Here is a 21,784-nt window from a genome sequence, read left to right as displayed (position 1 = left end):
GCACCCAACACCGGGCAAACTTAACTTATACCCTTTCAGCAACCCAACCAGGCACCAATGCAAGAGCAGCCGGCAAACCATCTGGATTAGTACCGCCCGCCTGAGCCATATCAGGTCGACCACCACCTTTACCATCTACCAAAGGAGCAATCACCTTAATCAGATCACCCGCTTTCACTTGCTTGGTCAACTCTTTCGTCACACCAGCAATCAAGCTCACCTTATCGCCATTCACGGCCGCCAGCACAACAACGGCAGACTCAAGTTTACTCTTCAGCTCATCCAGCAAGTCTCGCAGCTCTTTTGGGTCATTCACTTCGACTTGAGCCACCAGCAACTTACCACCAGTAATATCTACCGCCTGAGAAGCAAGGTCAGCCCCCGCCAAAGCCGCCATCTTACCTTTTAAAACATCCAACTCTTTTTGCAAGGCACGCGCATGGTCATTTAGTGCAACTACCTTATCCAAAGCGGTTTCTTTGTTACCTTTAACCAAATTCGCCACACTCACCAATCTGGACTCTGTTTGGCGAGTCGCGTCAATCGCCGCTTTTCCTGTTAACGCCTCAATACGACGAACACCAGCGGCAATACCGCTCTCTACAATAATTTTAAAGAAACCAATATCCCCCGTGCGTTTAACATGAGTCCCGCCACAAAGCTCAATGGAATAGTCCGCCCCCATGGTTAACACACGTACTTCGCTGTCGTATTTTTCACCAAACAAGGCCATCGCCCCTTTGGCTTTAGCAGACTCCACATCCATGATGTCAGTTTCAACAGCACGGTTTAAACGAATCTGCTCGTTCACCATATCTTCAATTTGTTCAATCTCAGTCGCCGTAACCCCTTCGAAATGAGAGAAATCGAAACGCAAACGCTCTGCATCAACCAAAGAGCCTTTCTGCGTAACATGATCTCCTAACACTCGACGTAACGCCTCATGCATAAGGTGAGTAGCAGAATGATTTAATGTCGTCGCCATACGTAACGAACGATCAACTTCACCAGTGACCTTATCGCCAACAGACAAACGGCCTTCTAACAATTCACCTTGATGTAAATGCGCCTTCGCCTGCTTCGTCGTATTCAACACCTTAAAAGCGCCATTACCACGCAACCAGCCTTGGTCGCCAACCTGACCACCAGATTCACCATAGAAAGGCGTAGATTTCAGAACAACCACTGCAGCCTGCCCTGCTTCAATCGCCTCCACAGCAACGCCATCAACAAGCAACATCTCCACTTCACACTGACCTGAAAAAGAATCATAACCAGTAAACTCAGTCACCGTATCAAGATTAATGCTACCGGACATATCCATAGTGAAGTTACTCGCCGAACGAGCACGAGCACGCTGCTCTTCCATCGCTTTTTTGAAACCGGCTTCATCAATGTCCAAACCACTTTCACGGGCAACATCTTGCGTTAAATCGGCTGGAAAGCCATAAGTGTCATACAACTTAAACACAGTTTCACCAGGAATCACCTTAGCGCCAGCCAAATTCGCGATGGCTTCTTCTAATATTTTCATTCCTTGATCTAGGGTCTTCGCGAACTGCTCTTCTTCTTTTAACAGAATTGAAGCCACTCGCTCTTTTAATTTTGTTAGCTCTGGGTAAGCTGCCCCCATTTCAATATCTAACGCTTCTACCAACTTATGGAAGAAAACCCCTTTTTGACCCAGCTTATTACCATGACGAATAGCACGACGAATAATACGACGCAGCACATAACCACGCCCTTCATTCGCAGGCACCACACCATCAACAATCATAAAGGAGCAAGAACGAATATGGTCGGCAATAACCTGTAAAGATTTTGAAGATAGATCTTCTGTACCGACCGCTTTCGCTGACGCTACAATCAAATTCTGGAATAAATCAATTTCATAGTTGCTATGCACACCCTGAAGAATCGCAGCAATACGCTCCAAGCCCATGCCCGTATCCACTGAGGGTTTAGGTAAGTTGGTCATTGAACCATCCGCAGAACGATTAAACTGCATGAAAACGACATTCCATATTTCAATAAAGCGGTCGCCGTCTTCTTCTGGAGAGCCTGGAGGACCACCCCATATATGTTCGCCATGATCATAAAAAACTTCAGTACAAGGACCACAAGGCCCTGTGTCACCCATTTGCCAGAAGTTGTCTGAGGCATAACGAGCGCCTTTATTGTCACCAATACGAATAATTTTTTCTGCGGGAAGGCCAATATCATGCTGCCAAATAGAGAAAGCTTCATCGTCATCGGCATAAACCGTCACCAACAACTTCTCTTTCGGCAAGCCTAAGACAACCGTAAGGAATTCCCACGCGTAGTGAATCGCCTCTTTTTTGAAGTAATCACCAAAGCTAAAGTTACCCAGCATTTCAAAGAAAGTATGATGACGGGCTGTATAACCCACATTTTCTAGGTCGTTGTGCTTACCGCCCGCTCGCACACAACGCTGGGAGGAAGTCGCCCGCGTATAAGAGCGCGGATCCGCCCCCAAAAATACATCTTTAAACTGTACCATTCCGGCATTGGTAAAAAGCAAAGTTGGATCATTACCTGGAATCAATGAGCTGGATTCCACTATTTGATGCTGCTTACTTTCGAAGTAGGATAAAAATGACTGGCGTAACTCAGAACTCTTCATAATGGGATGAGTCTCTATCTCTATGTTGTCTTAGCGAATTGAATTGCGTGAATGGTTCAACAAACCAATCTAGTGCAATGAAAAGCACAAAATAGTACACGCAAAGGCTAGGTATTTTCAAAAGAAACCGTAGGAATTTTAAGCTTATTTTGTGCAAAGCTTAAACAAAAGCACCTTTTCCAAACAGGAAGGCGCTTTTCTAGAGTGTTATGACTTAATTTGAGTATTCGTATGATAACGATAATGAGGTCGAGCAGTCATTCTAGTCACCAGCTCATAACCGATAGTTCCAGAGCAATCAGCCACACTTTCCACCGGTACATTGCCTCCCCATAGAAGCACCTCTTGACCAATTTCTAGCTCTATTGCAGCATCCAGACAACGCACCATAATCATATCCATAGAAACTCGCCCAGCTAAACCACCCGTTAACCCATCTATTTCTACAGGTGTATTATTTTCAGCATGACGAGGATAACCATCTCCATACCCTACTGCAACCGTTGCCAGCTGATGATCCTCGGTGGCCTCATAAGACAAGCCATAACCGACTTTATCGCCCTTTTTCAGAGGTCGAACAGAAATCACTTTTGAAGATAAAGTCATTGCTGGCAACAAACCTAAATCACGGCCATTAATACCAGCAAAAGGAGAAATGCCATACAGCATAATACCAGGACGAATCCAGCCACTCTCTGGTATTGCCCATTTCATCAAAGCCGCAGAATTGGCCACACTCACCTCTATATTCCCAATGGCCTGACGCACACGCTCAAAGTACGCCAACTGCTCCAAGGTTGTAATATCAGATAAGTCGTCTGCACAAGCAAAATGAGTCATCAACAAGACCTCACCCACTTGACCACCTTCTTTTAGTGTCGTCACCAAGTGTTCTGCTACATTTGGCTCAGCGCCGAGCCGATGCATACCCGAATCTAACTTCACAAACACTTTTTCGATTTTTGCCTGACTTTCTAATAACCAACCGAGCTGTCTATCATTTTCAATGGCTGCCCAGAAACCATGTTTCTCACATAGCTGCCATTCTTCGGCTTCGAATACGCCCTCAAGCAACATGATAGGCGACACAATACCAGCATCACGTAGCGCCAACGCTTCTTCAATAGCTGCAACAGCAAAAGCATCAACTTCATTATCTAAATGGCGAGACACTTCAATGGCACCATGGCCATAAGCATTACTCTTTACCACAGCAAACGCCTTACAGGTCGGTTGCAATTTTTTGGCATAGCGATAATTTTGCAATATCGCATTTAAATCTATTGTTGCGGTTAGTGGCCTTGCCATTCTTGCTCCCTACTACTTGTATCGTTGAGCCGAAAATTCTGCTGAATCAATCTCAGTTTCACTGCCCGCTATAATATCGGCAATCACCGCTGCAGAACCACAACTCATTGTCCAACCTAGTGTTCCATGGCCCGTATTAAGGTACAAACCATGGATGCCACTCGCTCCAACAACTGGCGTACCATCGGGCGTCATTGGCCGTAAACCTGTCCAGTATTCCGCCAACGACAAATCACAACCCTTACCGAATAAATCACTAACCACATGATTAATGGTTTCCGTTCTCGACTTAGGCAAATCCAAGTTATAACCTGTCAACTCTGCCGTACCAGCAGCACGAATACGACCACCTAAACGAGTCACTGCTACTTTATACGTTTCATCCATCACGGTTGAAACAGGCGCATACTTGTCATCAGCAATCGGCACAGTCAATGAATAGCCTTTCACTGGATAAACGGGAATATCAATTTCACAAGCCTTAAGAAGTTCTTTTGAATAACTTCCTAAACAAACCAGAACATTATCGAACGCTTGAACGCCAAACTGAGTTTCGACCCCTTTTACCTTATTCGCTTTAACGTCCAACGACTTAATATCGGAATTAAACTGAAAGGTCACTCCTAGACTTTCACAGATTTCTTTAAGTGATTGACAGAACAAATAACAATCCCCTGTTTCATCTCCTGTTAGACGCAAGCCTCCCTTAAACTTATCAATAACAGAGGTAAGACCCGGTTCAGCCTCCACAATTTGTGCTGGTGTCAAAACTTGATGAGGGACACCCAACGCCTTAAGGACTTTAATATCTTTTTCTGCCGCCGCTACCTGCTCATCCTTACGAAACAACTGCAAAGTACCAGATTGACCATCTTCATAACGGATACCGATGTCTTTTCTTAAAGCAATAAATTGGTCTCTACTATATTCAGCAAGTGCCATCATTCTGGACTTATTGACATGGTAAGCACCAGCAGTACACTGCCCTAACATTCGACCTATCCATAGAAGCTTTTCCATTTCAGGCTCAAGGTTTATCCTCAATGGAGCATGCTTTTGCATTAACCACTTAACGGCTTTAAGAGGAATCCCTGGCCCCGCCCAAGGCGCAGAATAGCCTGGAGAAATTTGCCCCGCATTAGCAAAACTGGTTTCCAAGGCCACACCCGGCTGTCGGTCAATCACCGTTACCTGAAACCCCTTCTTCGCTAAATAGTAAGCAGAAGTAAGACCCACAACACCCGCCCCTAGTACACATATACGCATCGCAAACCGCCCCAACAAAACAAAAAGTCATATGCACTATAATTTCACAAGACAACCAGTTTTATATTCTTATTTTTAGTTTATTTGTAAAATATAAAACCAAAAAAAATATATTTTAAAGTTTTATGTTTCATATGAAAAATCTTTTATTTCGTCAATAGGTGATAGGATTAGCATGCTTAGAGAGGAAGTACTAATGAATCATCAAACCCTATCCACACTTGATCAAGCACTAACACTCTTGAGCCACCGAGAGCACTCCAGTAAGGAACTGTCCAGAAAATTACAAAACCGAAATCATTCGCAAGAAGAAATTCAAGCGACTATCGACAAACTTGTAGAGATGGACTATCTAAATGATGAACGATTCGCCGCCAGCTTCACCCGCAGCAAAATAAATAAGCCTCTTGGCGCTCGACGCATACAACAAGAACTCATTCAAAAAGGCATTAGCAGCGAACTAGCAAAACGGACGATTGAAGAACACAATGCCGACTGGTTTGAATTGGCAAAACATCTTAAGGAAAAAAAGTTCGGCACAGGAATCAGTACAGATTTTAAAGAAAAGGCAAAACAGTCACGTTACCTGCAATACCGAGGTTTTGAGTTCGAGCAAATAAAATACGCACTTTCAGCATCAGACGACCTTTTCTAAAACTCGCCCATAGTAAGACGAAGTTAAATAACTAAGACAATGATTCAGGCCTAGCTGCTTTCTTCTTGGGCCATAATGGCCGTTAGATAACGCTCTTCCATTTCCACATAACTCCGTTGAATAGATTCAATTCTTTCATCTAATTGATGAATTTTTTGTTGAAGCTTTATTGACTCATCCATCTGTGAATGACCATCAAACAAGGCCGTAATCAGCCCTTTTCTTTCCTCTTCCAACTCTTGATTAACTTCCCGTAAATTTTCCACCTCTTCAAGCTCATCTGCCGTTACTTCATCACTTGAAGCACCATCACCCAACCCAATCTCTAGTTGTTGCAGTTTGTATTCCAAACTTTCACGCAGCACTCTTGTATTTTCTAGATCCCTTTCCAACATCTCGACATAAAGCTCAGACTCATTCACCATCACACGCAATGAACTTATTTTTGAAGACTGCTCATTCACATAGGCATCTGACTCTTCTGTAAACGCGCCCTGATGAAGTAAGTCTTCCATACTTCGCATCGTCTCATGCTCTTGTTCCAGCACCTCACGAATATCATTTCGCCCTGTTAGGCCTTCATCTTGCTGACTTTCTAGCAAAGCCTTTTTCTGTGCAATAGCTTCATTTTGACGAATAATATCTATACTTAAGTTGTATTTCACCGCCTGCAAGCTATCTAGCTTACGCTCTAAATGTTTTACCACTCGATCACTTTCTAAAAGAGATTTTTCAAGCCTAACCATTGCGATATCGTAGGAGCCTATATGCTTCTCACTATCCTCTTCACCCTTAGCTTTTCGAACCTGCTCCTGTAGCTCTGTAATAATATCTTTTTGGTAGTCTGCCAAATGCTTCAGGTCTTCCACTTTATCATCGAACTCTGAACGCATGGAATGCAAAAACGTCGATTCCTCAGTGCTGTCTAAAAACGCTTCTAGCGCCTCAACATAAGCTTCATCAACACCCTCTGCCGCCTTCACGTCCACTAAGTGCAACCTAAGCCTTTCCGCCAGCTCAATCATGCTCGCCATTTCAGCTCGTAAAGCGGCCAACATGGCATCCAATTCGGTTTCTTTATTTAATTGGAGGTGTAACCTATCAAGGCGCATATTAAGCTCGGCCGTAATATTAACCTGCTCGAATACCTTATCACTGGCTTTTTCAATCATCTTATTCAAATCACTTAAAAGAGCCTGATTCACTTTAAGAGATTTAAAAAGAGCATCAATTTCTTGAACCCGGTCAATTTTTTCTAAGATATAGCCAAAAGCCTCTAACACGTTAGCCAATTTTTCATTCGGTATCTCTTGCTCAATAATTTGTTTCTCGACCTCTAAAAAAGTAGCCCAACAGGTTAAAGACGCCTTATTTTGCTCATCAGAGTCAGCTACTTCTGCCAGCAATTGGGTACATATATTTTTTTGGTGTTCAAATAAAGACAACCACGAATTTTTATCAACAGCGACATCACTCTCCTTCCTTTCCAGCAACTCATCATTGGTCACCTCTTCGCCGAACTCAGCAACCTGCTTTTTCAAAAATAAATAACGCCATAAGATCAATAAAAATAACGCTAAGAAAAGTACGCTGACCCCAATCAGCCCCCATTGCCATATAAACATGGTAAAAATTCCATCTTATTAAATTATTATTTAATAAGGATAGAAGCATGTTCACCTAGTCACCACAAAATAGGCTATTTTTTAACCTATCAAACAAAGCAACAGACGAAAAAAAGCAGGCATATAGCCTGCTTTTTGATATAAAAACCTGAAAAAATCTTAGTAAATACTAGAACTCAAGCTGATCAGCACTTTCTGCATTCTCTTCTTTTTCTGCTGATTTCTCTTGGTTAGGTAATAAATCTTCACGAATCTTGGCTTCAATCTCTGCCGCAACGTCTGGGTTATCCGCTAAGAATTGCGCAGCATTGGCTTTACCCTGACCAATTTTATTCCCTGCATAGGCATACCAAGCCCCCGCTTTATCTACGAAGCCTTGTTTAACCCCCAAGTCGATGACTTCACCCATACGGTAAATACCCGCACCATAGTGAATCTGAAATTCAGCCTGCTTGAATGGTGGCGCAATTTTGTTTTTAACCACCTTCACTCGCGTCTCATTACCTATGACTTCATCACCTTGTTTTACCGAACCAATACGTCGTATGTCTAAACGAACGGAAGAATAGAACTTAAGCGCGTTACCACCTGTCGTTGTCTCAGGTGACCCAAACATCACACCAATTTTCATACGAATCTGGTTAATAAAGATAACCAGACAGTTAGCATTTTTAATGGAACCTGTTAGTTTACGCATCGCTTGCGAAAGTAGGCGAGCCTGAACACCAACGGAGGAACTCCCCATTTCACCTTCAATTTCAGACTTAGGAACAAGGGCGGCTACAGAGTCAACAATAATGACATCAACACTGTTTGAACGAACTAACATGTCAACAATTTCAAGTGCCTGCTCACCCGTGTCTGGCTGTGAGATCAGTAGGTCTGAAATATTGACGCCAAGCTTTTCCGCGTAAGCTGGATCAAGCGCGTGCTCAGCATCAATAAAGGCACAGGTTTTGCCTTGTTTTTGCGCTTCAGCAATAACGCTTAGCGTTAAGGTGGTTTTACCAGAAGACTCTGGACCGTAGATTAAGGTTATATAGATAAAATACTCAATAATGGTACACGTTATTAAGTAGGTGGATTCCAAGCTGACTTATAAATAATATGATGATATTAACTTAAGTGTAAGTTTACGAGGCAGACCTGAAATTCTCGTGTCAGCACTTTAGCGCAGAATCTTAATTAACAAGTCATTACATTAGGGAAGATGCGATCAAACCCTCATCATGAGAGAATTGCGTCGACTTAAACAAATTATGAATTTGTTGTAATTTTACAAGAAACTCTAGTGAGCATTTCTACTTAATAGGTTATATAAAGGACAAACAACCTGCTTACACCAAGTCTTCTAATTCTAACTTTACATAATGTTTGGGAATCCAAGCCTCTTCAAGGGCTTCTTGTGGTGGATATTGTTTTTTTTAATTCGTTAAGTGTCTCACAAAGCTCATCAATGTAATCACATACTTGATCAGATACTTCTTCATACTCGCTTTTATTTGACATACGGCTTGAGGAGCGAAAATTCAGCTCTTCTTCTGCCCAAGAAATCACGAAGTCATAAAACTCCTGTTCCTCATCTGTTAAGACAGAAGGAGGTACTTGTTTATTTCTAACTGACTTCAAAGCTACAAATTCAATAAAGTGTAATGACCTATATAAATTTACGATCATTGAAAAGCTTTCCGCTGCTAGTAACTCATATTTATTAAGCTTGTTTTTTTCCCATACATTAGCTTCTGGGGAAAGTATACTCAATGAGTTGATAATCCCTTTAAATCTAGCTAATGGGTACGCATCTCCACTTAATGAGTTTCTGTGCTTCCATATTTTCAAAATCAGTTCAACGGTTTGCTGTTGGTATTTTTCTTTTTTTTCACCGTCTTCTTCGCGTTCAATCCGATCCATCATTTCGGCCAAGTAGTGTGACATCCATTTTCCAAGCGTGTCACAACTATCCGAAAAGCCCAGTTCAGTCGCCAGATGATGTCCAAGTGCCAGCACATCCTTCAGCGGTAAAGATTTCTCCTGTTCTTCTGAAAAGATAGAGTCTTGCATATCGGGCTTCTTTTTCGGAGTCTTCGTTATATTCTGTAGTTCCATCTTTAATTACTCTTCGTGTTATTTCGACCTCAAGGATTAGATCAAAGCCAACTTTATCTAAGTATTGTTTGAGGTGATGTAGTGATATTTTTAGACGATGCCCGTTAGAGATAACATCTTCACCATATATGTATTCTTTCTGCCTGGAGTCATCTCTTACATCCCCCCATGCTTCATAATGAAATACTCTGCCCCCATTAGAGGAATCAAGCCAGCTAACGGGGTAGCTATCCAAGCGGCATACCCCAAGCATTTCAACTACATTTTCAGACGGTGTCGACTCAATTAAACGGACACCATGATTAAACACATCCTTTTCATCTAAACGCGCATCACCAGAGTGTTCGCTGAGCCAACCGCGTAGTAAAAATGGGCCATCATCTATCTCAAATTCATGACCAGCAGGTGGCAAGCGGTAGTCGTGGGAGTCATCGGATGTTTGAAGCGCTCTAACCAAGGAAAGCCCTGTATCAGGGCTAACAAGGCTAGAGGATATTCTTACGCTTGAGCGATGATTACATGTGCGAATATCATGATCACAGTCCACAACTAAATTTTCTCCACCGGCGATTAACCCAAGCTCCAACTCAAAATCAGCAGTTGTAATTGTTGCTACCCAATCTTCCGCTTCGACTATTGGTGGCTTGTGAAAACGTAATTCTAATGGCGTTGGACAACGAAGATCACTTGACCAGTGAGGTGGTTGACTTAATCCCTCTCGCCTCAATAATCCATTTAGTGTCCCATAATCCTCATCATCATATTCAGGCTTGGCTAATGCATGTGTTGCTATTAAAGAGCCGATGCTACACCACATGGCATGCCATTCAAGATAGTAGCTATGGCGTTCGATGGTAGGTGTAGATCCATGACTATGGCTATATAAGGTGTAATTAGCTCTTTCAAACGTATGTTTTCTTGGTTCGTTATCCCACGCTGATAAATCTGAACCGCTTCTCCAACGGTCCATAATCCAGGCTTCCGCCTCGTCAATAAACATTTTCTCGTCAACATCGGCAAAACATTTTATTGCTCCGGGATATACATATCGAAGAGTATCTAATGAATCAAACCTAAACCTTCTTTCATTGCCTTCTTCGTGAAACCCTCTTCGGTAAACTCTACCTTTAGGTTTTTCATTAGCCAATTCCGAAGTGTTAATAGCCTGTAACGCGGCAATTTCCTGCTCATTAAATTCGATAAAATTATTTGAAAGAAGCTTCAGTAAACAAGATTTAGCGAAATGCCGAACCAATACATGCGGAAACCCTTTATCAGTGGCAATGCTCAATAGCCAGTGAGCGACAGGTGCTATAGCTTGAGGTACCTCGGATGCAATTCGATCAAAAGTAACGATTAGCCAAAGGCGTGCTGATAACCAATAAAAAGGAGCATTATCATTACGATAGCCGCGCATAGATTTTCGCTCATACAGAGCGGTTAACTTCACAATTGTCTCAGAATCCCCCATTCTGGCTGATGCTCTAATGCTATGTGCTGCTCGCCATCTCACTCTAGTATCTACATCACCTAAGAAAGAGTAAAGTTGACATGCTAATGCCGATTCAGATGAACTCTCAGGCAAAATTTTATTCGTTGGAAGCTTTAACCGAGTAGTTAGTCTATGAACATAACGAGTGGTGACTTCTGCAATTTGTTCCTCGCTGCAATAATCCGTCAGCAGCCTGATCACCAAATATAGCTGTGGTAATGGCAACGATTCAGCATTTTTTTCAAGTCCATCTAGCAGCAAGCTAACCGTTTCTTCTTTATTTAATTTAAGACTACGAATAACATTTCTCAGCATCCCCTTGGCGTAGCCATAATTTTCATCATAAGAAAACTCGCCTAGGTGATTAGCTATTAAAATTGGAAGATTATCATCTTTCCAAGAAGATATAGCATGAGACGAACCTATCCATAGATTAATGCTGTCAATTAACGTTTTAGCCCACGTATAGCCAAGATCATCAATTACTTGCTCATCAGTCAGGAAATTAAGGAAAACAATACGATCTTTTGACCCCAAACGACTGCTAACAAAATTTAATATATCATCGCTGGTAATATAAAAATCTTCACTCCTAGCTTCTTTTCGCTTGGCGTGAATTGAACCTATAAAATCGGCAGGTGATTCAAAGGAAATTTCCGCAACATTTATACTTTCAAGAAACTCTTTCTCCTTAAACTTCCTAGTTGTCGAATTAAGCTCGTCATTACTAGTTTTGGCCTTGGCGCTTTCTTTGATTTGTGAGTTGAATTCAACCAATTGATTAAGCGCTGAATGCCAATATTCACTACTATCACCATACGGAACTAGCTTATTTAGCGTCTGGCATACTTTGGAACTGCCGCTCCTATTGAACCTCAATAACTCAGCTTTTGCGATTTCCTCTACCAGTTGTCTGGCATCTTGAGCGCTTGTAACCGACGCTAGTTTAGCCACAAGCTCCTCATTCAAATCATCACAGAAATTAAGCAAGGATGCAGCTTGCACAGAGCTTATAGCACCCTCTGAAATACCCGTAGACATCAACGCAGGAAGAGATTCGCTGGCTTGAATCAAATCACAATCTTCCCAATACCCTATAAGGCTGATCGCTTTCGGCATATCCAATATAGCAACAGCAGAAATTGCATCATTCCAAGGAAAATGATCATAGCCGTCAAGAAGAGTGCCGTACTCCGTTATTATCGCAGCCATTTGACTTGCCATTTGTTGCGATTCTGCGGGCGAAAAGTGGTATTTGGCGTTTTTGGATAACACTGAAAATAGAGCCACATCATGCATAGCATCAACATCAACGTCATTAGCGATATCAACTGCTATTTTAAACACTTCTCTAGCTTCGTCATTATCTACAAAAAGCAAAGTCCTGGATAAATCCAAAAGAATGTTGATCTTTTCGTTCGCCGCTGCTTTTAGATTTTTCACTTCAACTGAGCGATCGTAGATATCCGTAACAACTATCGGTTTCAACTCCGGTATTTTTATTAAACTTGCAATGAGTTTACGCTGGCCGGGAGAATATACTGACGGCCATTCTTTAAACGTAGCCTTAGACAAGGATAGTACCGTATTCATATCGATATCAGGCACAACAGACAGTTTGGCTACTGATAAAGAAAGCTGACTACATATGGATTCAAAATGGTGCTCCCTAGACATCCTCCAGGAATTTGCAAACAAAGAACTTAGTGCAGACTTAACTTTCTCTTCAGTATTTTCCGGCAAGGTATTGGACAGCAAAACATCCGCTCTAACAGCATAAACAGATATTAAACCTGACAGGCTTTCATTTAGCTCTTTGTGCTTTTCCGATAACTTTTGTTTCTGTCTATTTTCTTCCGCCTCATCAATATCATCAGGTATTTCCGTATCAATCCAATACGACTCTATTGTGACGTCGAAACCACGATGACGCATCAACAAAGAGTAAGCCCTAAAAGCAACATCATTTTTAAGAACGTCATGTATGAAAATATTATTGACTAAGCGCCATCTATCTGGGCATAGATACTCAAGGATTGACTCAATAGAGGATAAATCTATTCCATTGGCAGCCAATATTTCACAGCCACTAAGTAGCATTTCAGCAAAGCTGAAACCGTCTGCGTATTCAGAGATATGCCTTTCCAGCTCTTTTAGATCGCAATACTTTAATATTTCCTTGCTGCACAGTGACCTTTCAAGAGCAGTATAATTAATGTCATTACCGACAAGCGCTAAAGGTATGCTGAATAGCGATGACCAAGGCTCTGGTATACATCCACTATTCAAAAACTCCTGAATTGTGACTGCCTTACCCGATAACATTAGGCGATCCACTAATCTGAACGCGACTTCGTAATGGATACTTTTCGGCTTCCAACCACAAATGAACTCATATGCAGCCTGGTAACCCTCCATATCCAGCACTGAATGAGCAACGGCGGCAATATCTTCAAGCTCGAATGGCCAAGCCTTTATATGCAAAAACTGGCGCTCACTTTGTTCGTCTTCCTGGCGTTTAATATCCTCACTTCTTCGATTCATCCATTCACGAAGAATGCGTTTCTTTTCACGAGCAGCGATAAAGTCTCTGTCAGCTGCATCGCGAGCAATAATATGCGACAAGAACCTCCCATGACTTTCATACGTTTTTGACGAATAAAGTATATTTCGTCCCACGGTATCGGACGCAAAATGGACGGATAAATCCGGGTTTTCAACGATAATTTTGTCTACGGCATAATCTGTTTTAATAGCTTCAGCACCAACCAACAAGGTAAATATTGCATCTGCTGGTTCGCCTGCTGAACGACACACTTTCATTGCGAGTTGCAACCGCTGACGTTGCACTTCTCGACGAATTATTTGGTCCTTTATAACTTTTGGTGCTTCATTTTCTTCAATGATTTTTATAATTTTTTGGCCTTGCCCAGCAGAAAATAACGCAGAAGCCAAATGCATTGCTGAATATTCATCACTTTCATGATTAACGCTGAAATGTTCTGCCGAACGCTGATAAGCCTCCAACAGCTTTGGTTCCGCCTTACCTCTGACAAAGAATTCAACATCCTCGTCAAGAAACCCCACTTTGTCTTCAAGAACTCGAATTCCCGGAAGGTCAGAGACAATGTCGTTAACCCTCTCTATTGATATTCCTACAACATTAGCCAAGTGTCGCTTTGGAACTGGTGCAGGTAATGCTATTAACGATGAACAAACGAGAGACAAGACATCAGAATTACCGTCTTTCAAAATCGCCTCTTCAAAGCGGGCTTCAAAGATTTGATCCAACCCCTTTCCATTGGGCCTTAAAAATTCGATCGCTTTGCCCGAATCTGATTCAGCATAATCGAATGCGTAACTTTGTACTCGTGGATTCTGATTAGATAAATTATGAAAATCCTCTATCCATGCTTCAGTTGCGTTGGGATATTGGTTCAACACATTAAGCGCTGTTTCTTCCAGTGAGAAGTTAGAAATTTCTACCGAGGTGTATTTAGGTGGAATAGATAAAGAATCTAAACGCCCAGTTCTCGCAGAGATCATCAACCTAACATTGCTTGGTAAACTACCTATTTTAATCAATTCATGAACAAAGCTGGTTTCTTCCGGTTTACACTGATTTGCACCCGTTACAGAATTATCCGCAGCATCAATAACGATAACCAATAATGCATTATCTTCTTGTGCTTCTAAAACTTTGCTTGCACTTTCGATTCTTAACGAAAAAGGCTTAATGAAATCTACAGAATTATTCTGGCTAATCAACAAAGGTAATCGCAATCGAGCCGAGGTTTCATTGATTATTTGCAAGTAAGCATCTTTCGGTCTATGCCGATATGCTTCACTATGCATATAAGTGCCTGCGCCATAACAATCATATGTAATCATGACTGAGCCTTCGGGCAACAAACTTTCAACCTGTTTTAGTACAGTCGTCTTACCACTACCGCCTTCGCCATGCAGGCAGATAAATTGATCACCATTAACCATGGCAGTTTGTATCTCAACTGCAGAATTTCTGTTAACTAGATTTTCTACTACCTTGAGTCTTGGGGGACATGGGAATAAAGCAAGAGGGTCAGACACATTCATCCATGTCAGCACTGTTTCTTTAGTGATATAACTTTCGGTAGACTCAGGCAGCATCAGCTTGTGGACACGATCCTTCAAATCCAGCACAAACCCTCGGTCAGCACTCTGTGTTAGGTCTAAAATTTCATTAATCGCGTTTTCTTCTTGCTCAAAGCGAGAACCGGTACCACAGTCAGAAAAGTCGAAGAGCGAAATAAATTTCTTGAAATTATCTTCGCTTAGACCGCTGGCTTCTTTCAGCTTTTCACGCTTCTGTCTTAGCCTTTCAAGCTTCTCTTTCTCTGGTTTGGAGCATGATTTCGGATTTTCACAAGAAACCGAAAGTGAATTCTTGAGGTCGTCACCAATAGGGCGGTTACTGACTAGCCTAATTGTTAGCTCACCAGTACTAATCAGATCTGGCTTGGTTTTTAATATGGCGCTAAATGAATCAGCAAGTCCTTTGATAAGGCTGTTATTTGACGACTTCGACTTGGAGTTTGTTAGCTCTGAAACAGTCCAATTCTTTTCAGGCGTTGAGGGAGAGTACTTTAGCTGTTCAAAAACGATCTTTTCAGCTTGCTCTACTGAATGACCACCATAAAATAAGCCACAATCAACGGAATCCCACTCCGTTAAATTTTTTTCATTTTTATTCTCAAGATTTACACCCTCAACTGTTACAGCAGCCAAAGATGTATCTGGAGCTAGTAATTGTAAGGCTAAGCGAAGAGCCCACCACTCATGAAAATCGTCGCCGGTGTTAGATGCCCTAGCACCAAGGAATTCAGATTTCATAGTTAAAGTCCTTTTATGGTTACTATTAATGGCTAAATAACCGGCGATAATTAAAAAATTTTATCTATATAACAATAACTTAGACTCTATAAAAATACAGAACGGCTAAAATAGAGCCATCAAAAAACAATGATTTACTCTAGTAATACGCCAATTATATACAATTATATTTTTTCATATAATTCGTAACTTTCCGTTAGATAAGTCGCAAAATTCACACTGCTTTGCTTTTTAAAAATCATTTTTAGCATTGATTCCTTTGGAGTTTTTGACATAGCAAGCTACGTTAGGGCACACATTCACCAATCCAACACTTTGACCATAAAACTATTTAAACTCTAAGAACTAGGCTTATCAAGTTAGAAAACTCTGATAAAGTTAACTTTCGACTTCTGCCAGCATCGCAGATAGCACTCAGCTATACTACAAATCGGTAATCGATTATATTTTAAGGTAGTACATTATGACCTCAATAAAGTTTTCAAACATATTTGAAGTGGTGGCTGCGAGTGAGGAGGAAGCACTGAGTCTAAAGGCTCAAGCAGAATTAATTGGTGTGATTCGTGATTTGGCTGCTAAAAATGGTTGGTCACATATCGAAGTCTGTACTGAAAAAAACAAAGTTATGATTAAACGGTTAAATAGCCAAGTAATTGACAATCGACTAAGTGAAGCCGAACAACTTGAAGGGTTAGATTCTCATACTACTCATGCTGATGAACTATTTCTAAACGTTGATAACAGGCTTGCTGAAACACTAATAGATCAACTCAATGAATTAAAACTCCCTTTTATTATTCGATCTCATAAAAGCGCTCAAGAAACGTACGGGAAGTGGAATCAACCGTTCCGAATAAAAGCGGTCCCTGACTTTATGATAGACCGGAAAGATATTATTGAAGATGCTGGACGATTTAACCTCGATTAATAAAAATTTTGTCTAATGAACACCTGAGAACTAAATATTAACCTAAGTAATCATAGCGAAGTCCAGATATGAAATAAAATTACTCCATAGTTGCAACTGTAGATAAATATGTGTTCTCTAAGTAATAGTGTTGGTATTGATATCTATGGATGGTGATTATGTATATAAGTGAACTTGTTGTAGAGAATTTTAGATGCTTTGGGGGAGAAGATAAAAAGCTAAAGCTTCCATTGCAAGTTGGACTGAATACACTTGTTGGTGAAAACGATGCAGGAAAAACGGCGATTATTGATGCATTGAGAATAATTTTTGGTACTAGAGATCAAGAAAGCCTTAGACCTACAACTGAGGACTTCCATTATTCACCTGAAGGTATTCAGGCTAAAGAATTCTCTATAGAGGCTCTTTTTATAGATTTATCTCTCGCAGAGCAGGGGTGTTTCTCTGACTATTTAACTTACCAGCCTGAAATTGAGCATAACCCAGTTGTTTTAAAAATTACGCTAAATTCAGCTCTACGCAACGGAAAAGTAAGAACTACAATTTTTGCAGGTCTTCCAACTTCAGCTCACGGGTTAAAGGAACTAGATGCTGATGTGAGAGATAATCTTCGGGCTACTTACCTCCGACCGCTTCGAGATGCGGAAAAAGAAATGGATGCTGGCCGAAACTCTCGAATTTCAAAAATATTGAGGAAGCAACCTGAAATAAACCTTGGTGAAAATGACATTGATTTATCTTCTTTATCTGAAGATAAATTTTCTGAAGTTATTGATAAAATTGGTATCGTTGGTATTGCTCGCCTAGTGAATCAACTCTTAGAAAGACAGCCAGCAATAGGTGCAACAACAGAAACCCTCAATACGAATTTTTTAAAGCCACTACAGATGACTGGAGATAACCTTCAGGCTAAATTAGGTATTGGTCCTAATGTAGATGAAGAAGCCCTTAAGAGGCAGATGTTAGAGAAAATCGGTATTTCTTTGGATAATATTGGTGGGCGACGTGGGTTAGGCTCTAATAATTTACTGTATATTGCATGTGAAATGCTTCTTCTTGCTGACTCTAAAGATGAACCAGCCTTACTGATTATTGAGGAGCCTGAAGCCCATTTACACCCTCAGAGACAATTAAAGTTAATTCAATACCTCCAAAGCAAAGTTCAAAAACATAAAGAAGACCACTCTGTTCATTTACAAGTAATTCTATCGACTCATAGCCCTACATTAGCTTCAAAATTACCCATTAAGAGCATGACGATGGTTAACAAAGGGAGAGTACTACCTTTTCATGCTGTCGGTCTGTTACCTGAAGACGATTGTACTTTTCTAGAGCGCTTTATTGATGCAACAAAATCCAATTTATTTTTCTGTAGAGGAGTGATGATTGTTGAAGGAGACGCAGAGAACTTATTGCTCCCTTCTATAGCTAAACTACTTGGTAAGGACTTTACAGAAAATGGCGTGTCTATTGTCAATGTTGGACATACAGGGCTTAGTCGGTACGCAAATATATTTTCTGGGACAGAGGCTTACCCTAACCCAGGGATTAATGTTGCGTGTTTACATGATTGGGATCTAATCCCTTTTCTGGCTGCTCGCGAACTTAGACTTGATAGTGTCAAAGATAAGCCACAACTCGATTTGCAGTGGGATAGTGCGTTTCAAACTATCCAAGGTGGTGGAACCCCTGGTTTTAAAGAACTAGATGCAGCTTTCCCAAAGAATATGATTTCTAATTTGGAGGGAAATACATTCGATGCTGTGAAAATTGAAGCGGCTAAACGTGATTATAAAGGGGCTTTTGTTAAAGGCTTTTATTCTGGCCCTTGGACGTTGGAATACTCTTTAGCATTTCATGGTTTAGGAGAAGAGATTACAGTAGCTGCTTGCTTGGCTAAAGCTGAGCATTCGACTTTGTATGATAAGTCTAATCAAGCGAAAGTAGTGACTGCTGCTAAAAGTTATTATGAATTCTTAAAAGGGCAATATACTGATATCAGCGTATTGGCGGGTAAAGTGTATGAACTTTTCTTGAGTCCAGTTAGTGTATCTGACTATATAGGTGATGAAAACTCGTCATTAATTTTGAAGAAAAAGGCTTCCAAAGCTGCTGCTGGTCAGCACCTTGGGGTATTACTAGAAGATATAGATGATAAGCTGATGCGTAACCAAGGCTTGGAATATGATCGTATAGCTTACTGGAAGGGAGTGCTTCCGGCTGCATTGGTAGAAGCAATCAATCATGTTACTACTGCCGTGAGCCCTTTACCGCTTGAGGGGAATAGTAATGAATAGCATTCGATCGTTGCTAAGCTGTGGTCAGAACAAAGATGCCCCCCCTTTTTCTGCGGAAGATATTAAATGGGTAGAATTAGTTTTAGGGTTAAAAAATGGTTTTGATGAGCATCAAATAACTGTTTTGCAAAATCTTGATGAATTAGATGTTGAGGCATGCCCTGGTAGTGGTAAAACGACGGTGCTTGTTGCTAAATTAGCTCTATTATCACGTTATTGGACGTCCAAAACACAAGGGGTCTGTGTTCTGTCTATGACAAATGCAGCGAGAGAGGAAATTCAGGAGCGGTTAGGAAGTACATTTGAAGGGCAGAGGCTTCTTCGTCATCCTCACTTTATAGGCACTATTCACAGTTTTTTTAGTGATTTTTTAGCCAAACCATATTTAAACTCAAAAGGTATTCCATTAGTTAGCATTGATGATGATCTTTGTCGCTCTCAAAGGCGTAAGTTGCTACAAAAAGATAATTACCTCCCCTTAACTGATCACTTTGTTGCTGAGCAAGTTAGGAAACGTTTAGATGATATTAAGAGTTCGAAATCGACTACAAAAAAACATATTGAAGCTCAGCAATGGTTAGTTGAACATGAGGTGAAAAGTGAATCAGAACAGCGTCTTGGCATTCCTCTTTATTGGAAAGTCATTGATGAGTTTTATAATACAGTTCGCGTGACTCTCGGGGGAGATAAGCCCTTTGAGCTCTCCGCAGATCTAGAGCTGTTACTTAGAAAATGCGTTGAAGAGGTAGTAAATAAGGGGGTGTTTTGTTTTAGTGATATTTTTGTTTTCTCCAAAGCATTAATGAATACATCTGAAGATGTATATAAAATAATTCGGGCGAGATTTCCTCTTCTGTTTATTGATGAAGCACAAGATACTTCCTCCTCCCAGACTAAAATGCTTCACAAGCTATTTTTATCAGATATACCAGAACTAAACGCTGTCACAAGGCAAAGGTTTGGAGATGCTAATCAAACAATCTATACTTTTGAACCTCCCATGCCATCAGATGGTTTAGACCCATATCCATCACCAAGTATTGCTGGATTGACCTTACCTGTTAGTCATCGATTTGATCAAAGTATTTCATCAATTGCTGCGATCTTTGAGACAAATCCTTTAGACATCGCAATGCAGGGAGTGAGAGCCGCTTCAAATGGAGGTTGTAATCATTGTGTATTGGTTTTTAGTGAAGAGACTAGAAGTTTTGTTATTCCAGCATTTGCAGAGCTCCTATCAAAGGAACTAGCCTCTTTTGAGCTTGAGTCTGCAAATGTGAAGGTTTGTTCCCATGTACATAAAGAGAGGGATGGAGTTCCTTCAACAGAAGAGTTTGCAAGAACTATTAGGGATTATTATACGCCATATATTGCTGATAAGATGACGAAAGAGTACCAGCAGCATAGCTATTTAATTGATTACCTAAATCATGGCAGATATCTTATTAGGGATACCAAGAGCCTATTTGTTGGTCTGGAAAAGTTTGCCGAAGGAGTATTGAGAGCTTGTTTTTTAATCAGTAGTGACAGTCTCGATGATATTAAAGGCACAAGTTTTTCAAAGATAAAGTCAGTGGCAAATAAACATAGTGCCATTAAGCGTGAAGTTGGCGATTCTTTGTCAGCAGCCTATACCCAAGTTGTTCTACAGTCTTTGACTAACCAAAATAAAGTGGATGAACATAACTGGGAAGCTTTAACTGCAATTGTTCTCGAGGTGATTAGCAGCCTTACTGATAGATCTGATATTGACTCATCTAAAGTCAAGTTTATTGATTGGCATGAAGTCGATCTTCCTGATAGTCACCTCGAAGAAGGTGCGGGTGAAAGAAATAATTTATATAGGCATAAATTCAATGATAGTGACAACACTATCGATCTTAGGCTTGGTACTATCCATTCGGTCAAAGGACAGACACATACAGCAACGCTGTTGCTTGAAAGTACAAATCGGGGACCAATACTTGGTCAATTGAAGCCTTATCTTCTTGGGGAGCAGCGAGCTAATGAAGCGACTGGCTCTAAAAAAAATTGGCTAAATACGCTGTATGTTGGATTAACTCGACCCACTCACCTCATTTGTTTGGCCATTCCTGAATCCCATAAAAAAACAGCCACAAGCAACATAGATTGGACAAGCGAGGACTTTGAAAAATTAAAGACTAACGGTTGGAAAGTAGCTAGGGTTAATAAAGAGCTCCAGTTGGATTTTATTTAAATTTACTACGAGCAAGCTTTATTGTCTCGTTTTTTGATTACGGGTCAAATTTATCATCGCTTCACAAATCTGTAGTGGTCTAATAAAACCGGACACCATTTTAGGTGGTAACATTGCCACATTAAGAGAAGTGTTCAATGACGAAACAACGTCGTACATATTCAATAGAGTTTAAGCATGAGGCCGCTAGCTTGGAGCTCAATCTGAGCTATAGTTTTACTGAGGCTTGCAAGTCTCTAGGATGGAGGAAACCGCTTTACGGCGATGGGTTAATCAGCTTCAAAGTGAACGTGGAGGGGTCACACCAATGACTAAAGCTCTCACGCCAGAGCAACAACGCATACAAGAGTTGGAAGCTCGAGTCAGCAGATTA

11 protein-coding genes and 1 pseudogene are annotated in these 21,784 nt (G+C 40.9%); 5 read left to right on the top strand and 7 right to left on the bottom strand.

Annotated features, from left to right (window positions below; genetic code table 11):
* Positions 1 to 25 precede the first annotated feature (25 nt).
* The 3 genes from alaS to I8J31_RS18835 all read right to left on the bottom strand — a co-directional run bounded on the left by alaS (position 26) and on the right by I8J31_RS18835 (position 5,218).
* Complete coding sequence (gene alaS, locus I8J31_RS18845; RefSeq protein WP_233402912.1) at positions 26 to 2,644, bottom strand: alanine--tRNA ligase; 2,619 nt, start codon at positions 2,642 to 2,644, stop codon at positions 26 to 28.
* Positions 2,645 to 2,851: 207 nt separating this feature from the next.
* A complete protein-coding gene (gene alr / locus I8J31_RS18840) occupies positions 2,852 to 3,952 on the bottom strand; it encodes an alanine racemase (protein WP_199470131.1) in 1,101 nt (366 codons plus the stop codon).
* 12 nt (positions 3,953 to 3,964) lie between these two features.
* Positions 3,965 to 5,218, bottom strand: coding sequence for a D-amino acid dehydrogenase (locus tag I8J31_RS18835; protein WP_199470130.1), 1,254 nt, complete (start codon positions 5,216 to 5,218; stop codon positions 3,965 to 3,967).
* A 196-nt stretch (positions 5,219 to 5,414) separates the two neighbouring features.
* Between I8J31_RS18835 and recX the strand changes: the two genes are divergently transcribed.
* Positions 5,415 to 5,873, top strand: coding sequence for a recombination regulator RecX (gene recX, locus I8J31_RS18830; RefSeq protein WP_199470129.1), 459 nt, complete (start codon positions 5,415 to 5,417; stop codon positions 5,871 to 5,873).
* 50 nt (positions 5,874 to 5,923) lie between these two features.
* Here recX and I8J31_RS18825 read toward each other — a convergent pair whose 3' ends face one another.
* From I8J31_RS18825 to I8J31_RS18810, 4 genes are all read right to left on the bottom strand, one after another.
* On the bottom strand, positions 5,924 to 7,498 hold the full coding sequence (locus tag I8J31_RS18825) for a coiled-coil domain-containing protein (RefSeq protein ID WP_199470128.1): 1,575 nt from the start codon (positions 7,496 to 7,498) through the stop codon (positions 5,924 to 5,926).
* Positions 7,499 to 7,667: 169 nt separating this feature from the next.
* On the bottom strand, positions 7,668 to 8,588 hold the full coding sequence (gene recA, locus I8J31_RS18820) for a recombinase RecA (RefSeq protein ID WP_325101226.1): 921 nt from the start codon (positions 8,586 to 8,588) through the stop codon (positions 7,668 to 7,670).
* Positions 8,589 to 8,890: 302 nt separating this feature from the next.
* Positions 8,891 to 9,559: a hypothetical protein gene (locus tag I8J31_RS18815; protein ID WP_233402911.1), complete on the bottom strand. Its 669-nt coding sequence runs from the start codon at positions 9,557 to 9,559 to the stop codon at positions 8,891 to 8,893.
* Positions 9,474 to 15,968 (bottom strand): P-loop NTPase family protein, encoded by a 6,495-nt coding sequence (locus I8J31_RS18810; RefSeq protein WP_199470127.1) that lies wholly within the window; start codon positions 15,966 to 15,968, stop codon positions 9,474 to 9,476. The genes I8J31_RS18815 and I8J31_RS18810 overlap by 86 nt, the downstream gene beginning before the upstream one ends.
* A gap of 463 nt (positions 15,969 to 16,431) precedes the next feature.
* On the opposite strand from I8J31_RS18810, the gene I8J31_RS18805 reads away from it, so the two are divergent.
* The 4 genes and pseudogenes from I8J31_RS18805 to I8J31_RS18790 form a co-directional block, all read left to right on the top strand.
* Positions 16,432 to 16,896, top strand: a complete 465-nt coding sequence (locus I8J31_RS18805; protein ID WP_199470126.1) for a hypothetical protein — start codon at positions 16,432 to 16,434, stop codon at positions 16,894 to 16,896.
* 158 nt (positions 16,897 to 17,054) lie between these two features.
* A complete protein-coding gene (locus tag I8J31_RS18800) occupies positions 17,055 to 19,193 on the top strand; it encodes an ATP-dependent nuclease (protein WP_199470125.1) in 2,139 nt (712 codons plus the stop codon).
* Positions 19,186 to 21,411, top strand: coding sequence for a UvrD-helicase domain-containing protein (locus tag I8J31_RS18795; protein WP_199470124.1), 2,226 nt, complete (start codon positions 19,186 to 19,188; stop codon positions 21,409 to 21,411). Before I8J31_RS18800 ends, I8J31_RS18795 begins: the two co-directional genes overlap by 8 nt.
* Before the next feature lie 137 nt (positions 21,412 to 21,548).
* Positions 21,549 to 21,784: pseudogene (locus I8J31_RS18790) on the top strand (transposase); the annotation flags it as partial.

This window comes from Marinomonas transparens (genome assembly GCF_016463975.1).
Taxonomy (GTDB): Bacteria; Pseudomonadota; Gammaproteobacteria; order Pseudomonadales; family Marinomonadaceae; genus Marinomonas; species Marinomonas transparens.
This window is presented reverse-complemented; position numbering and strand designations above follow the sequence as displayed.

Bases quoted from the DNA above. Each gene is read 5' to 3' on its own strand.
- alaS (WP_233402912.1), bottom strand. From the start codon at position 2,644: ATGAAGAGTTCTGAGTTACGCCAGTCATTTTTATCCTACTTCGAAAGT.
- alr (WP_199470131.1), bottom strand. From the start codon at position 3,952: ATGGCAAGGCCACTAACCGCAACAATAGATTTAAATGCGATATTGCAA.
- I8J31_RS18835 (WP_199470130.1), bottom strand. From the start codon at position 5,218: ATGCGTATATGTGTACTAGGGGCGGGTGTTGTGGGTCTTACTTCTGCT.
- recX (WP_199470129.1), top strand. From the start codon at position 5,415: ATGAATCATCAAACCCTATCCACACTTGATCAAGCACTAACACTCTTG.
- I8J31_RS18825 (WP_199470128.1), bottom strand. From the start codon at position 7,498: ATGTTTATATGGCAATGGGGGCTGATTGGGGTCAGCGTACTTTTCTTA.
- I8J31_RS18815 (WP_233402911.1), bottom strand. From the start codon at position 9,559: ATGCAAGACTCTATCTTTTCAGAAGAACAGGAGAAATCTTTACCGCTG.
- I8J31_RS18810 (WP_199470127.1), bottom strand. From the start codon at position 15,968: ATGAAATCTGAATTCCTTGGTGCTAGGGCATCTAACACCGGCGACGAT.
- I8J31_RS18805 (WP_199470126.1), top strand. From the start codon at position 16,432: ATGACCTCAATAAAGTTTTCAAACATATTTGAAGTGGTGGCTGCGAGT.
- I8J31_RS18800 (WP_199470125.1), top strand. From the start codon at position 17,055: ATGTATATAAGTGAACTTGTTGTAGAGAATTTTAGATGCTTTGGGGGA.
- I8J31_RS18795 (WP_199470124.1), top strand. From the start codon at position 19,186: ATGAATAGCATTCGATCGTTGCTAAGCTGTGGTCAGAACAAAGATGCC.